Here is a 14,761-nt window from a genome sequence, read left to right on the forward strand (position 1 = left end):
TGGCCGGAAAGTGGTCCAACCAGTGGCGATGCGCAGCGCGCCGCGCCAGCGGCCGCGCAGGCGGGTAAGACGGCGCGCAAAACGCCGCGCAAGGCGCCGGGCAGCGCAGAGGAAAGACCAGCGGCCCGCTCTGGGCGTGCGAACGCTGCTAAAGTCGACTGATCGGGCCGTTGGCCTCATTCCAGGCCGCACGCAGTACATAGCCGCGTGAGCAGGAGGAAAATATGAACGAGCGCGCCGCGCAAATCGTAGCGTTGAGCGCCGTGACGCTGACCGTCAGCGATATCGCGCGGTCGGTGCCCTTTTACGAGGCGCTCGGCTTCGTGCAGAAAGCCGGGCCGGCGGCGTCGGGCTTCGCGTCGTTCGAACTGGGCGGCGCGGCCGGCGTCTGCTATCTGAACCTGCTGGAGGGGCCGCACGGCGCGGTGAACGGCTGGGGCCGCGTGATCCTCTACGTCGCCGACGTGGACGCGTTCTACGCCCACGCACTGGCGGCCGGCGCCAAGCCCGGGTTCGCGCCGTGCGACGCGCCGTGGGGCGAGCGTTATTTCCATCTCGTCGATCCGGACGGCCACGAACTGAGCTTTGCAATGCCGCTCACTTGAGCTGCCGCAATGCATTTGAAATATTCGTGACACTCGCTACGCCGATAGTGGCGCGAGTTGCCAGCATATCGACCAAGGAGAGAGTCGCCATGAATGAATTGGACCGCACGATGGACGCCGAACAACGCGATGCGCAACTGCAGGAAGCCGAACTGCATCGCCGCCGGCGTCTGGATGAAGAGCTCATCGACGCCTACGACGAAGAGCTCGAAATGGAGGTCGACGACCGGCTGCAGGAAAGCGGCCTGCATATCAGCGACGAGGCACGTGCGCTTCGCCGCGTCTATTTCCGCGAGTTAATCCGTTTGCAAGGCGAACTCGTGAAGATGCAGGACTGGATCGTGAGCACGGGGCACCGGCTCGTCGTGATCTTCGAGGGACGCGACGCGGCGGGCAAGGGCGGTGTCATCAAGCGCATCACGCAGCGCCTGAACCCGCGCATGTGCCGCGTGGCCGCGCTGCCTGCGCCAAACAACCGCGAGCGCACGCAGTGGTATTTCCAGCGCTATGTGCAGCATCTGCCGGCGGGCGGCGAAATGGTGCTGTTCGATCGCAGCTGGTACAACCGCGCGGGCGTGGAGCGCGTGATGAACTTCTGCACCGATGACGAATACGAAGAGTTCTTCCGCTCGGTGCCCGAGTTCGAAAAGATGCTCGTGAGGAGCGGCGTCCAGATCGTCAAGTACTGGTTCTCGATCACCGACGACGAGCAGGAAGTGCGCTTCCAGAGCCGCATCGACGATCCGCTCAAGCAGTGGAAGCTCTCGCCGATGGACCTCGAAAGCCGCCGCCGCTGGGAGGCCTACACGCACGTGAAGGAAGTGATGCTGCAGCGCTCGCACATTCCCGAGGCGCCATGGTGGGTCGTGCAGGGCGTGGACAAGAAGCGCGCGCGCCTGAACTGCATTCACCATTTGCTGAGCCAGGTGCCGTATCACGAGATCGAGCACCCGCAAGTCAATCTGCCGGGGCGCGTGCATCATCCCGACTACATTCGCCAGCCGGTGCCGCAGGACATGATCATTCCGGAGATTTATTGAGGGGTTGTCCCGTTCGCAGCATTCAATTAAAAAGCCGCGCCCCTCAAAGGGAGCGGCTTTTTTCTGGCCGTTCGTGCTCAGAACACGTGCTTGAACACCCAATAAAGCGCCCCCGCCAGCACGATCGAAGCGGGCAGCGTGAGCACCCACGCCATCACGAGGCTGCGCACCGTATTCCATTGCAGGCCCGAACCGTTCGCGGCCATCGTGCCCGCCACGCCCGAGGAGAGCACGTGCGTGGTCGAGACCGGCAGGCCGTACACGTCCGCCGCGCCGATCGTCACCATCGCCACGACCTCCGCGCAGCCGCCCTGGCCGTAGGTCAGGTGCTGCTTGCCGATGCGCTCGCCCACCGTCACCACGATGCGCTTCCAGCCCACCATCGTGCCGAGTCCCAGTGCGATCGCCACGGCCACCTTCACCCACGTCGGGATGAATTTCGTCGCGTGGTCGATCTGGCTGCGGAAGTTGTTGATGGTCTTCGCGTCGTCGGCTGAGAAGGCCACGGCCTTCTGCTTGTCGAGCAGGCGGATCGCTTCGGAAATCACGTACATGTTGTTGCGCACGTTATCGACGACCGATTGCGGCACCGCCGCGAGCGAGCCGTAGCCGTGCACCTGGTTGGCCACCTGGTTCGAAAGCGCGGCGAGCGCGGGCACCGTCGTGCTCGACATCGTGCGGCTGCCGATGAAGCGTTCCACTTCGGCGCGCGGATCGGCGGGCGCGGCCACGCCGTTCGTGTAGCGCTCGAGCGCGCGCGTGGCGTCGTGCGCGACGGCGATGAAGGTCTGCGTCTGCTCGGCCGTCACGGCGCGGTTCAGCGCATAGGCCGTGGGCACTGTGCCGATCAGGATCAGCATGATGAGGCCCATGCCCTTCTGGCCATCGTTGGAGCCGTGAGCGAACGACACACCCGTGCAGGTGAGGATGAGCAGCGAGCGGATCCAGAACGGCGGCGGCTCCTTGCCCTTCGGCTCCGAGTAGAGCGCGGGCACGCGCACGACGGCCTTGAGTATGAGCAGCAGCAGGCCGGCCAGCAAAAAGCCGACGATCGGCGAAAAGAGCAGCGACTTGCCCACGCCGAGCGCCTGGCTCCAGTCGACGCCGCTCGTGCCGTTCGCGCCGTGCATGAGCTGGTTCATGAGGCCCACGCCGATGATCGAGCCGATCAGCGTATGCGAGCTCGACGAAGGCAGGCCGAAGTACCACGTGCCCAGGTTCCAGATGATCGCGGCAATGAGCAGTGCGAACACCATGGCGAAGCCCGCGCTGCTGCCCACCTGCAGGATCAGTTCCACAGGCAGCAGTTGCAGGATGCCGAAGGCAACCGCGCCGGTGGACGTGAGCACGCCGAGGAAATTCCAGGCGCCCGACCACATCACGGCGATATTGGGCGAAAGCGAGTGCGTATAGATGACGGTCGCGACCGCATTCGCGGTATCGTGGAAGCCGTTTACGAACTCGAAGCCGAGGGCGATCAGGAGCGCGATGCCGAGCAGGATCCAGGGCATCGCCGAGCTTTCGCGCACCGACGAGAGGTCGTCGGCGAGATGCATCCCCACGTACACGGCGCCTGCGGCGATGACGATGAGGAAGGCGAGCAGGCTGGCGTTGCGCCCGCGCGCGGGGGCGGTGCCCGGTTGCGGTGACAGGGAAAATTCTGGCATGGCAGGCGGGCTCCTGGGGGAGGCAGTGGGCAGAGGTTTCGCCTTCGATGCTGAACCGCCCGGGTGTCCGTTTGATGACGGATTCGTGCCAGCCATGCCCGATGCATGCCCGACAGATAGATCGGCGCCCCATCGATTCGCGCCGTCAGCAATAGGATTGCGCAGATGCCAAAACGGGTTCTTTCGCTGCGTCTTCTGGTGCGCCGCTGGGCCATCGCGCGGGCTAAGGCGGCGACCGGCCTGATCGCCAACTATCCCTTTTTCGCGGGGCTCTCCGGCACGCTCGTCGCGACGGTGATGGCGATCCTGACCTACGCGGCGCTCTACGAGGGCCGGGCCGAAGAGTTGCGTCATGCGCAGGAGAACTCGCGCAACCTCGTGCAGCTCATCAGCAACGATATTGCCCGCAACGTCGAGATTTACGACCTGTCCCTGCAGGCCGTGGTCATGGCGGCGCAGCAGCCGCAGACCTGGCACATGCCCGAGGCGCTGCGCCAGCGCATGCTGTTCGACCGCGCAACGGCGGCATCGAGGCTCGGCGGGGCCTATGTGATCGACGCCACGGGCCACGTGAAAGCGTCGCGGAGCAACACCCTGGAGGCTTTAACCGCCAGCGTTTCGTTCGCCGACCGCGATTACTTCATCGCGCAGCAGCGCGACCCGCATCCAGGCCTCTTCTTTTCGAAGCCGTTCCATTCTCGCCTGCGCGGCGGCGCGTTCACGATTGGCCTCACGCGCCGCATCAACGCGCCCGACGGCACGTTCGCCGGCGTCGCGCTGCTCGGGGTGCGCCTCGACTATTTTCAGCAACAGCTCGAGCGCATCGACCTGGGCCCAGGCGGCCACCTTTTCATTCTGATGCGCGACGGCACGTTGCTCGCGAGCAAGCCGTCCTCGATGCGCGGCGCCGGCTCGAACTACGCGGACCTGCCGAATTTCGCGTTCTTTTCGCGGCGCGACGCCGGCACCTATACGTCGCATTCGGCGCTCGACGGGGTTGAGCGCATCTACACCTTTGCGCATGTGGGCAACTGGCCGTTCATCGTCGTCGTGGCGCCCGCCGTGGAGGACGTGCTCGCCGGCTGGCGGCGGCGCAGCTATATTGCGCTGGCGATGACCACGCTGTTCGGCGGCGCGTGGGTCGTGGTGTCCTGGATGCTCGCATTCGCGCTGCGCGACAAGGTGGTGGCCGAGGGCAAGCTCGCGCGCCTCGCCGTCACCGACCCGCTCACGGGTCTCGCGAACCGCCGCGCGCTCGACAGCCGTCTCGCGCAGGAATGGCATCACGCGGTGCGCGAACGCACGCCGCTTTCCGTGCTGTTTTTCGACATCGACCACTTCAAGCTCTTCAACGACACCTACGGGCACGCCACCGGCGACGAGGTGCTGGTGTTCGTGGCCGGGCGCATCGCTGCGGGATCGCGGCGCGCAACGGATCTCGCCGCACGCTTTGGCGGCGAAGAGTTCGCGATGGTGCTGCCGGGCACGGCGCTCGACGCCGCGACGCGCATGGCGGAGAAGATCCGCAAACGCATCGAGTCGGACAATCTCACGCTGAGTGGTACGCACCATGGGCGCGTGACGGTGAGCGCGGGGTGTGCGAGCTGCAATCCGCCGGTGGGCGGCAGCGGCGCCAAACTGCTGGCCGCCGCCGATCGCCTGCTCTACGAGGCGAAGGAAGCGGGCCGCAATCAGGTCCGGTCGCAGCAATGGACGGGCGAGGGGGCGCAGCCACTGGTGGATTCCGAAGCCGGAAGCCGAGGCCGCGATGCGCCCGCAACCCGGGGCTGAGGCGCGCCGCCTTTCGTGCGGCGCGCGACGCCCTCCATGCCGTTCAGCGCGCCGATTTCGACAGCCGGTGGCCGAGGCCGAGGTTCGAGACGATCTGCCAGGTATAGACGCGCGAATAGTGCACGCCGAACTGTCGGCCGATCAGCTCGCGCACGCGGCTGTTGGTCCACGCATCGCTCGGAAAGCCGTGGTCGCGCGCGGAGCCGTGCAGGGCGCTCGCGATCCAGCCTAGCGCGGCCTGATCGAGCACCGAAGGCCGCCCGCCCACGCTCATCTGCTGGAGCGCTGCAAGACCGCCGTCCTCGACGATGGACTTGTAGCGCCTCACCGTCTGGGCGGAAAGGTGGAGTGAGTCGGCGACGCTATTCACGGTCGCGCCTTCCATCAACATCTGGCCGGCGGCCATTCTTCTCGCGACGCTCGGCAGGTTCTCGGTTCGGGTAAGCATGTGTTCACTCGTCGACGAAAGATTCCGGACACGCGGCATTGCGGATGTGCCGCTCCTGTAACCCTTCCTGCAAGCGGGTCTTGTCGCTTGCCATGGACCTGGCGCCGGTGCGGTGACGCGAGAGCCATGACGGACGGCGAAATCGACGCCCGGTGAAGGGCGCTTGTTGCGAAACGCCTCGGTGTTCCGCAGCGGATATTAATAATTGTTTTTGTAGGGAATGTGTATAGCTAGCGGAAAAATAGTCTGCTTGACTTGTGGATAATCCTGAACTAATGGAAAAAACAACCGACTCGCGTTGGTCACAATGGACGCTGCCATTTCGCGTCGATCCCGCAATGCGAAGTTTGCTCCAATTGCAGCCGAATAACCTGACTTAATTGCTCAAACATTGGAAAGCAACACTCTGCATTGTTTTGTATGACTAATTCAGTATTCAGCATATATTGAGTTGGATCGATCTTATCCAATATGGATTAAATGGTGGTGGTTGCACCTTTAGATGTTTGTTAGCGTTTTCGGCGCTCTGCGCGGTAAAAATTGGCGTGGCTCCGCGTGGCTGGCGAGGGCTATGGAGCATTTTCAGAGAGTGATTTGATTTTTTTGTGCAGAATGTTTTTCGCAAACATTTCGAATCGATTCGAATGCGGATTGGATTCGAATGAGCGAATGCAGAATGCCGGATTCGCCGCGCAGCGTATCGCGTAGCGAAACGGGTCCCTGAATCCTGCCGGGCCGCCAAATGCGTCCGCGCTTTTCGTCAAACGACGCGCGGCATGGGCGGCGGCCCGCTTTCTGGCCGCTGCGGATGAATCAAGAACTCGATGAAAAGGTAGGTCGTTTGCTGCGCCGCGCTGCGAGCCGGCGCTCGCTCGTGCCGTACGGTGCGTTTCATGCGCTGTTCGCAGGCGACGTGCCGTTGCGGGTGCGTTACGAAAAGCTCGAGGCGGCCGCGGCCGCGTTGTGCGAGCTGCACGAGGCCGACTATGCCTCGTTGCTCTCGACCGATTCGGGCTTGCCCGGCCCGGACTTCTATACGCGTTTCAAGCGCTTGCATACCGAGCGCTACTACGAAACGCTCGGCGCGGACCGGCATCGGATGCTGCGGCTTGCCGAAAAGCGTCAGCTCGCGAGCGAGGAACGCGAGCGTGTCTATGCGCATTACCTGCGCTGTGCGGCCGAAGACGCCTGCATGAACAGCGCTTGATGCGTGGGGGCGGCGCCATGCCGCTCTTTTGCCATTTACGATCTACACAAGGAGGCTACATGTCCACGCGCTATCGTTCTTCCACGCCGCTGCTCGGCGCCATACTCGTGCTTGCCCTCGGCGTGTCGCCGCACGTGCCGCTGCTTGCGCAGACGGCGTCCGATGCCGCGCCTGAAAGTGCGCCTAATGCCGCGCTGCAGATCGGCGAGGTGCAGACCACGGCGACGGTCGTGAGCATCGACGCGGCGACCAATTCGGTCACGCTGCGCGGCGCGCGACGCAACCTGGTGACGGTCGCGGTCGATCCCGCGGTCGGCGACGTGAGCAAACTCAAGCCCGGCGATCATGTGAACATCCTCTACAAGGAGGCGTTGCTGCTGCGTGCCGAAAAGGTGGCCACGAGGGGCATACGCTCGCGCGTGGATACGGTCGCTACCATGCCCGCTTCCGGTGGCGTGACGGCGACGGCGCGTAGCGTGCAGGTGATTGCGACGGTGGAGAAGATCGACCGCAAGAGCCGCAAGGTCGCATTGCGCGGACCGAACCGCACGGTCGTGGTGGTGGCGCCGCCCGATGTGCCGCTAGAATCGATCAAGGTGGGCGACAGCATTCGCGCCGACTACGTGGGCGCGACGGCCATACAGGTCACGCGCGGCGGTCAGAACTTGCAGTGAGGCAGCGGCAGTGACGGCGTGGCGGCGTGCGCTAGTCGGCGCGATTGCGGTCGCGCACGAGGATCGACACGTAGATCGCCGTGCAGACGATGATGACTGCCACGCCGGTAATCACCTTCTGGTGGTCGAAGTTGATGAGGCCGACCACCGCGATGGCGATGCCGGCGGCCGAGCCGAGCGTGCCCATTGCGGCCACGAAAATGCGCAGCTTGCTCCAGACGCGATGGCGCCGCTCGGGACCTGCGCCTTCGATAAACCGATGCAGTCGATCAAACATGGCGGCTCTTCCGGGTTGGGTAGAAGTCGGTCATACGGGCTCGAATGAATGAGCGGCCTGGACCAGATCAAGTATAGCCAGCCCATTATCACGCGTTCTTTCATTTGCCTGCGCGCTATCGCTCCGGAATTCCCGATCGTTTTTTGCGCGCGTTTAAGTTTGTCTTAATTTTCGCTCGCCATGATGGAGCGGTCGGGTCGATTCGATAGTTCGATTCGCGGTTGTTCTTCACGTCCCCTGTTGGCCGCCGATTCGTTCGGCGGCCTTTTTTTTGTCTGTCGTCGACGTTTGCTAGCGTCGAGCCGTGCGTATTCCCGCCTTATTTGTGATTCGTCGCGAGGGCGCCCGCGCTGTTTGCGCCGCCAAAGAGCTGTGTCAGATATTGCTGGTTGTTGTTCATGATCGACATGAGGTTATTGAGCGCGGTGAACTGCCGGTTGAATTTCGCGGTGAGCTGGGTTGCGCGCACATCGAGCATCGACGACTGCTTTTTGATGTCGTCGAGCTCCTTGTTGATGGCAGTGCTGCGCCGCTCGATGATGCCGCTCGACTGCACGTAGGGCGTGATGGCGCTGTTGAGTTTTGCGGTCATGCCGCCGCTGCCGAAGAGCGCCGCAATCGCACTGTTGCCCGGTTGCAGCGCCTTCTTGAACGTATCGTCGTCGATCTCCAGCTTCCCGCTCTTGTCGAGCTTGATGCCGATCTCGCCCAGCGAATGGGTCACGCCGTCGCTGCCCTTCACGCCCGCCGAAACGACCGCCGGCAAACTCGCCGCGAGTGTGCGCGCGATCGAGTCGCCGAGCAGCGCGCCCGCTTGCGCGCTCGTCGAACCGGTCGCGGCCGTGTAGGAGGTCAGCCCGTTCAGGGCAACCACGTAGCTGTTGTACGCCTTCACGAAGTCGCGGATGAATGTGCCCGTCGCTTCGGTGTCGCGAGCGATGGTGAGCGTTTGCTTCGTGCCCACCGAGGCGCTTTCGAGTTTGATCGTGATGTCGCTCACCACGCCTTCGACCGTGTTGCTTGCGCTCGTGACGCGCGTGCCGTCTATGCGCAGCTCGGCGTCGCCGGCTGCCTCGACTTCGCGCATCTGTGAGGAAGCGAGGCGCGTATCGACGCCCGGGCCCGCCTGCACGTCGATCGCGTGGGCCGCGCCGGTCTTGTTCGCGGTCAGCACGAGGTGCTGACCGTCGGCGCCGTTGACGATCGAAGCCGTGACGCCGGGATTGTCCTTCGCCCGGTTGATCGCCGCGACGACGTCGGTGAGCTTGTTGCTGCCCGCGGCGATCGTCAGATGCATGGACTTGTCGCCCATCGAGATGTCGAGGCTGCCTTCCCCGAGGGTCTCGCCGGTGTCGAAGCTGTCCGTGGCGAGCTTGTGCGCCGTCGCCAGGTGATCGACTTCGACCGTGAAGCTGCTCGCCACGGCGTTCTTGCCGGGCACTGCGCTCAAGCCTTTGTCCTTCTCGCTGGTCGTGGCGGTGAAGCGTTGCAGCGCGGCGCCGTCCTTGAATGGCTCGAGTGCGGTTTGGAGCGAAGCGAGCGCCGACTTCAGCGTGCCGAGCGCCGATAGCGTCGTGTTGCTGGCGGTCTGCTTCGCGCTGAGGATGGCGCTTGGCCCCGCGATCTTTGCGTTGACGAGCGCCTTGACGAGCTGGTTGACGTCGAGCGAGGAGTTGGTCGCGCCGCTGATGATCGACTGGGCGGCGTCGCTCAGCGCGCTGTTCGCGCTGGCGGTCGTGGTGTTCGTGATCGTGCTTGCCATGAAAGAAGTCCGTTCGTTCTGGTGCGTCGAGTCGACGGAGCGCGCGAATGCGCGGCCTTGCTTTCATTACGGCAAGCTTTCATGAAACTTTATGAAAGAAATGAAAAGATTTTGAAAAGTGCGCGACTTGCACTGCCCAGGCAGCCGGCTGCCCGCTTCAGACGTGCTCAGGGAAGCCCGAGCGGCCTTGCGTGAGGTCGGTCAGCGTGTTGCGCGCGGCGTCCACGGCGGTGGCGGGCAACTGGATCGTGAGGCGCACCGTCATCGCGTACTGGCTCGCCACGAGCGTGAACTGCTCCTGGTCGATCCAGTGGCGCACGCGAGTTTCGTCGGGATAGCCGAGTTCGACCGTGAGGCGCGCCTGCGCGATGCGCTCGACGCGCTCGGCCCCATGCAAGGCGCTGGCAATGGCGTCGGTATAGGCGCGCACGAGGCCACCCGCGCCGAGCTTCACACCGCCGTAGTAGCGCACCACGGCTGCGAGCACGCCATCGAGGTCGTGATGGCGCAGCACTTCGAGGATCGGGCGCCCGGCGGTGCCGGAGGGTTCGCCGTCGTCGGCCATGCCGGACTGGCCGCCCGCGAGCAGCGCCCAGCAAACGTGCGTGGCGGTGGGATGTTCGTCGCGCAGACGGCGGATTTCAGCCATGGCCGCTTCGCGGTCGGCAACAGGAATGGCGTGCGCGATGAAGCGGCTCTTGCGGATCTCGAGTTCCGCGGTGACGGGATGGGCGAGCGTGAAAGTTGGCACAAGCGGGTGGGCACTGCAGGCGAAACCACCATGTTAACCGATGCGTACGGGTCGGCTTTCGACGTCCGCCCCCATATCTTGCCAGTTTGCGTAATGGTTCTTTGCGCTAGATGCTAGTGACGCCCCGGCCTTCAGCCCGGATAATGCACGGCATGACGGATCTAGCTCTGGCTGGAGCGAAGCCGAACTCCTCATTCGGTGATCCGTCATAGTTCTTTCTCTCGCGGCGCCATTCCGGCAGACGCGATTCTCCAAAAGCACAGAAGCCCAAAAAAAGCCCCGGTCGGACTGTGTCACGACCGGGGGTCACAAGGCTCGCCTGTTCTCAAGAGGCAATCCCACCTTACGTGCGCAAAATTGCGTCCGCAATCGGAAAAAAAACCTGGTGCGCCTGCGCCCGAAGGGCGCTAGCGTTCTCATCAGCGCGCAAAAAAAATCCCGGCCATCTCTGGCCGGGCAATGAGAATACACCGTGCGCTCCGGGGAACGAAACGCCCATCAACGTTACCCGCCGGGCGTGCGGCGGGCAACACTTCCGCATTACCTGCAATTACTGACGTATGCCTTTCTGGCTGCGCCCGGCGCGCGGCATGGCAGTCCGGATCCGCCGTGTGGCGGCCATTGCGGTCATATTGATTCGCATGCCGAATAATATCGATACGAACGCGCGCGCATGGCGAAGTAAGGAGCCGAAATGCGCCGAGGCCGGTCTCCCTGGGGGAGACCGGCCTCGGTGTGCCGCTTCAGGCGCCTCCAGAGAAGGTGGCCCCTGAATCACGCGTGCGTCGTGCGGATCAGTAACGCGGCGGGGGCGGCGGACGATGGTCGTCGTCACGGTAGTGCGAGGGACCCGGATCGTGCGGGTGATGGTGCATCCACTCGTCGTGCTCCCAATAGCGGTGGCCGTCGTAGTAACGGTTGTCGTGCCAGCCGATCGAGACGCGCGCGTCCACCGGCATCATGTGCGGTTGACCGTATTGCGGCGCCGATTCGGCACGCAGCCCATACGGTGCGGATTGAGCGAAGGCGCTCGATGCGCCCATCAATGCGCCGCCGGCGATCAGTGCTGCGGCGATGGCGCGGGCGGGGGTCTTCCAGCTCTTCGTATTCATGAGTTACCTCCTCTTTGGTTGCGTCGTCAGTCACGCGGCATCGGGATGCCTTTGTGTTGCGACCACGGTTCAAAGCTTATCGGCCCGAAGCGGAGGAAAACGTGACCACTTGTAAGCTTTCGTTTCATACGATTGTTCGCGCGAAAAAGGCCGATCTGACAATTGGCCCTTGATGCAGAAAGGTTTAAGCGCCATACCTGACAATTGGGAACAAACCAGAGGGGGTCGGGTTGTCAACTGACGTTACATTCGGGCGGCGCTGGCCACCCGAATGCGTCACCTGTACCGGCCAGAAGGTCCCGATGTCGTTCTTACCGGGGTGTTTTCGGCGCGAGTGGTGCGCCAGCCACGTCGATTGCGCTTTGCGAACCTAGTTGCGCGCGCAACTCATATTTCTGGATCTTGCCCGTGGCCGTGCGCGGCAGTTCACCGAACCGCACGGCGCGCGGCACCTTGAAGTGCGCGAGAAAGAGACGGCAGTGCGCGATGATTTCCTCGGCCGTGGCGCTCGCGCCGGGCCGCAGTTCGACGAACGCGCAAGGCACTTCGCCCCACTTCGGGTCGGGCATCGCCACGACGGCGGCGAGCGCGACGGCCGGATGGCGATACAGCGTGTCTTCCACCTCGATGCTCGAAATGTTCTCTCCGCCCGAGATGATGATGTCCTTGCTGCGGTCGGTAATGCGCACGTAGCCGTCGGGCGTCATCACGCCGAGGTCGCCCGTGTGGAACCAGCCGCCGCGGAACGCCTCTTCGGTCGCGCGCTCGTTCTTCAAATAGCCCTTCATGCAGATGTTGCCGCGGAACATGATCTCGCCGAGCGTTTCGCCGTCGGCGGGCACGGGTTCCATCGTCAGCGCATTGCGCACGCTCACGCCGCTTTGCAGGTGATAGCGCACGCCCTGACGTGCGGTGAGGCGCGCCTGTTCCTCGTCGGGCAGCGTCTGCCAGCGCTCCTGCACCGCACACACAGCAGCGGGGCCGTACACCTCGGTCAGGCCATAGACATGCGTGAGTTCGATGCCGATCGCCTTCATCTTCGCGATCACGGCCGGCGCGGGCGGCGCGCCGGCCACCATCGTGCGCACCGTGTGAGCGATGCCTTCGCGATACTCAGCGGGGGCGTCGGCGAGCGCGCCCTGAACGATGGGGGCGCCGCAATAGTGCGTGACGCGCTCGCTGCGAATGAGGTCGAACACGAGCTTCGCGTCGAACTTGCGCAGGCACACGTTCACGCCCGCGCGCGCGGCGACGGTCCACGCAAAGCACCAGCCGTTGCAGTGAAAGAGCGGCAGCGTCCAGAGATACACGGCATGCTTGGGCATGTCCCATTCGAGGATGTTGCTCACGGCGTTGAGGTATGCGCCGCGATGGTGATAGACCACGCCCTTGGGGTCGCCCGTCGTGCCGGAGGTGTAGTTCAGCGCAATGGCGTCCCATTCGTCGCGCGGCGGCTCCCAGGCGAACTCGGGATCGCCTTGTTCGATGAACGCCTCGTAGTCGGTTGCGCGCGGGAAAAACTCGGGGTCGGCGGCCGCGATGTCGGCCACGCTGATGATCTTCAGGTTGGGGAATTCGAGCGCCGCGCGCTGCGCGAGCGCTGCATATTCGGTATCGACGATCAACGCCTTCGCTTCGCCATGGCGCAGCATGAACAGCATGGTTGCGACATCGAGTCGCGTGTTGAGCGTGTTGAGCACCGCGCCGAGCATGGGCACGCCGAAGTGCGCCTCGACCATCGCGGGGATGTTGGGCAGCAGCGCCGCCACCGTGTCGCCGCGGCCGATGCCCGCCTGCGCGAGCGCGCTCGCGAGCCGCCGCGTGCGCGCATAGGTTTCGCGCCAGTTGCGGCGGACGTCGCCGTGGACGACGGCCAGGCGGTCGCCATAGACTTCGGCGGCGCGGGCGATGAAATCGATCGGCGTGAGCGGCACATAATTGGCTTCGCGTTGCGCGAGCCCTTCTTCGTGCGGATGCAACATGGCGGTGTCTCCGGTGTCGATCGCCGATGCCGGCCTCAAGCCGTGCCGCGGTCAGTCGTAGGTTTGTAGGTATGATTCGCGCTACCGTAGCAGGGCCGCGCACGCCAGTCTGTCGCCGGCGCGACAGAGCGGGCCGCGACGCACGATCCGCTCGACAAGATCGACCCAAAGATTGACCTAACCCCAGGAAAGCGCGATGTCGCAATCCATTATGCCCCCGGACGGGACACCGCCCGCCCGCGATTCATGGCGCGAAGGCGAGCGCATCGACGCAGCAAACACCGCGCGCCTCGCCGCACTGTTCGAGCGCTGCGTGTGGTTCCGCGCGCTTGCGCCCGAGCATCGCGAGTGGGTGTTGGCGTCCTCGCATGCGCAGGGCTATGCCGCGGGCGCGATCGTCGCCGCGCGCGAAGCGCCCTCCGACTGGTGGCTCGGCGTGAGTGCCGGTCTCGTGAAGCTGGCGATCTTCAATGCATCGGGGCGCGGCTGCACGTTTTCGGGCGTGCCGCATGGCGGCTGGTTCGGCGAGGGGAGCGTGATCAAGCGCGAGCCGCGCAAGTACGACGTGATCGCGCTGCAGCCGTCGCTCGTCATGGCCGTCGCCACCGATACGTTCCACCGGCTCATGGACTGCAGCCTGCCGTTCAACCGCTTCGTGATCCATCAGCTCAACAACCGCATGGGCGAGTTCATCGCGTTGATCCAGAACAGCCGCTTGCTCGACGTGGATGCGCGCGTCGCGCAGTCGCTCGCGCAGATGTTCAATCCCGATCTTTACCCCGAGACGGGGCGTGCGCTCGACATCTCACAGGAGGAGATCGGCATGCTGGCGGGCGCGTCGCGTCAACGGATCAACCAGGCCCTGCAGATGCTCGAGCGCCAGGGGCTCGTCGCGCTCTCGTATAACCGCGTGGACGTGCTCGATCTCGACGGGCTGCGCGCATTTGGCCGCGACCAGATCTGAGGATTGCAGAACTCCTTATCAATCTTGCGAGGAATAGAAGACTCTCTCTCCCGCGAGCCGGTTTTTATGTGTGGCCGCGCTGCGTAGACTTTGCTCATCGAGTTCATACGGAGAGCATGGTGAAAAACGCAATACTACGCGCGGCGCTGGTTTCGATGATGGCGATCGTTCCGGCGGTGTCGTTTGCCCAATCCACTGGCACGCAAAACGGCCCGGTGACGCGCGCCCAGGTACTGCAGGAATTGGCCGATCTGGAGTCGGTGGGCTACAACCCGGCTTCGGCGAACGACGTCACGTACCCGGAAGATGTGCAGAGAGCCATGCGCCGGCTTACCGAAAAGCGCGCCAACGAAGCGCGTTTGGCGCAGGCGCAGGTCGCACAGTCGGGTTACGGCGCACCGCCTGCGCAGAACGGTGAAGCGGGCGCGCCTGCCGCCGTGTCCGGCAGTGAGCCGCCCGCTTATCGCCACCATTGATGGCG

General features: G+C 64.1%; 14 protein-coding genes. 7 read left to right on the plus strand and 7 right to left on the minus strand.

Annotation, left to right across the window (positions count from 1 at the left end; translation table 11 throughout):
• Positions 1–224: 224 nt before the first annotated feature.
• Together M3I54_RS21970 and ppk2 are read left to right on the plus strand one after the other, a co-directional pair.
• Positions 225–605 (plus strand): VOC family protein, encoded by a 381-nt coding sequence (locus M3I54_RS21970; protein ID WP_254339752.1) that lies wholly within the window; start codon positions 225–227, stop codon positions 603–605.
• A 110-nt stretch (positions 606–715) separates the two neighbouring features.
• On the plus strand, positions 716–1,645 hold the full coding sequence (ppk2, locus tag M3I54_RS21975) for a polyphosphate kinase 2 (protein ID WP_375542187.1): 930 nt from the start codon (positions 716–718) through the stop codon (positions 1,643–1,645).
• A gap of 77 nt (positions 1,646–1,722) precedes the next feature.
• Here the strand turns inward: ppk2 and M3I54_RS21980 are convergent, their stop codons facing one another.
• Positions 1,723–3,312 (minus strand): inorganic phosphate transporter, encoded by a 1,590-nt coding sequence (locus tag M3I54_RS21980; RefSeq protein ID WP_254339756.1) that lies wholly within the window; start codon positions 3,310–3,312, stop codon positions 1,723–1,725.
• A gap of 165 nt (positions 3,313–3,477) precedes the next feature.
• On the opposite strand from M3I54_RS21980, the gene M3I54_RS21985 reads away from it, so the two are divergent.
• Positions 3,478–5,103 carry a diguanylate cyclase gene (locus M3I54_RS21985; protein ID WP_254339757.1) on the plus strand — a complete coding sequence of 542 codons (1,626 nt, stop codon included), beginning with the start codon at positions 3,478–3,480 and terminating at the stop codon, positions 5,101–5,103.
• Between the two features lie 43 nt (positions 5,104–5,146).
• On the opposite strand, the gene M3I54_RS21990 is transcribed toward M3I54_RS21985, so the two are convergent.
• Positions 5,147–5,551 (minus strand): helix-turn-helix domain-containing protein, encoded by a 405-nt coding sequence (locus M3I54_RS21990; protein WP_028209627.1) that lies wholly within the window; start codon positions 5,549–5,551, stop codon positions 5,147–5,149.
• Positions 5,552–6,359: 808 nt separating this feature from the next.
• Here M3I54_RS21990 and M3I54_RS21995 point away from each other — a divergent pair.
• Together M3I54_RS21995 and M3I54_RS22000 are read left to right on the plus strand one after the other, a co-directional pair.
• Positions 6,360–6,758, plus strand: coding sequence for a hypothetical protein (locus M3I54_RS21995; RefSeq protein WP_254339758.1), 399 nt, complete (start codon positions 6,360–6,362; stop codon positions 6,756–6,758).
• Between the two features lie 59 nt (positions 6,759–6,817).
• Positions 6,818–7,432: a hypothetical protein gene (locus M3I54_RS22000; RefSeq protein ID WP_254339760.1), complete on the plus strand. Its 615-nt coding sequence runs from the start codon at positions 6,818–6,820 to the stop codon at positions 7,430–7,432.
• 31 nt (positions 7,433–7,463) lie between these two features.
• On the opposite strand, the gene M3I54_RS22005 is transcribed toward M3I54_RS22000, so the two are convergent.
• The 5 genes from M3I54_RS22005 to M3I54_RS22025 form a co-directional block, all read right to left on the minus strand.
• Entirely contained in the window at positions 7,464–7,709 is a 246-nt protein-coding gene (locus tag M3I54_RS22005) for a DUF2964 family protein (protein WP_254339763.1), read from the minus strand.
• 319 nt (positions 7,710–8,028) lie between these two features.
• Positions 8,029–9,471 carry a flagellar filament capping protein FliD gene (gene fliD / locus M3I54_RS22010; protein ID WP_254339765.1) on the minus strand — a complete coding sequence of 481 codons (1,443 nt, stop codon included), beginning with the start codon at positions 9,469–9,471 and terminating at the stop codon, positions 8,029–8,031.
• 157 nt (positions 9,472–9,628) lie between these two features.
• Complete coding sequence (locus tag M3I54_RS22015) at positions 9,629–10,222, minus strand: YigZ family protein (RefSeq protein ID WP_254339767.1); 594 nt, start codon at positions 10,220–10,222, stop codon at positions 9,629–9,631.
• Positions 10,223–11,016: 794 nt separating this feature from the next.
• The gene (locus tag M3I54_RS22020; RefSeq protein ID WP_254339769.1) at positions 11,017–11,334 is read right to left on the minus strand and encodes a hypothetical protein; all 318 of its coding nucleotides are present in this window, start codon (positions 11,332–11,334) and stop codon (positions 11,017–11,019) included.
• A gap of 311 nt (positions 11,335–11,645) precedes the next feature.
• On the minus strand, positions 11,646–13,316 hold the full coding sequence (locus tag M3I54_RS22025) for an acyl-CoA synthetase (protein ID WP_254339770.1): 1,671 nt from the start codon (positions 13,314–13,316) through the stop codon (positions 11,646–11,648).
• 196 nt (positions 13,317–13,512) lie between these two features.
• Between M3I54_RS22025 and M3I54_RS22030 the strand changes: the two genes are divergently transcribed.
• Both M3I54_RS22030 and M3I54_RS22035 read left to right on the plus strand, forming a co-directional pair.
• Positions 13,513–14,280, plus strand: coding sequence for a Crp/Fnr family transcriptional regulator (locus M3I54_RS22030; protein ID WP_375542186.1), 768 nt, complete (start codon positions 13,513–13,515; stop codon positions 14,278–14,280).
• A 116-nt stretch (positions 14,281–14,396) separates the two neighbouring features.
• The gene (locus M3I54_RS22035; RefSeq protein ID WP_254339771.1) at positions 14,397–14,756 is read left to right on the plus strand and encodes a DUF4148 domain-containing protein; all 360 of its coding nucleotides are present in this window, start codon (positions 14,397–14,399) and stop codon (positions 14,754–14,756) included.
• Positions 14,757–14,761 lie beyond the last annotated feature (5 nt).

Source organism: Paraburkholderia sp. CNPSo 3274, assembly GCF_024206475.1.
Taxonomy (GTDB): Bacteria; Pseudomonadota; Gammaproteobacteria; order Burkholderiales; family Burkholderiaceae; genus Paraburkholderia.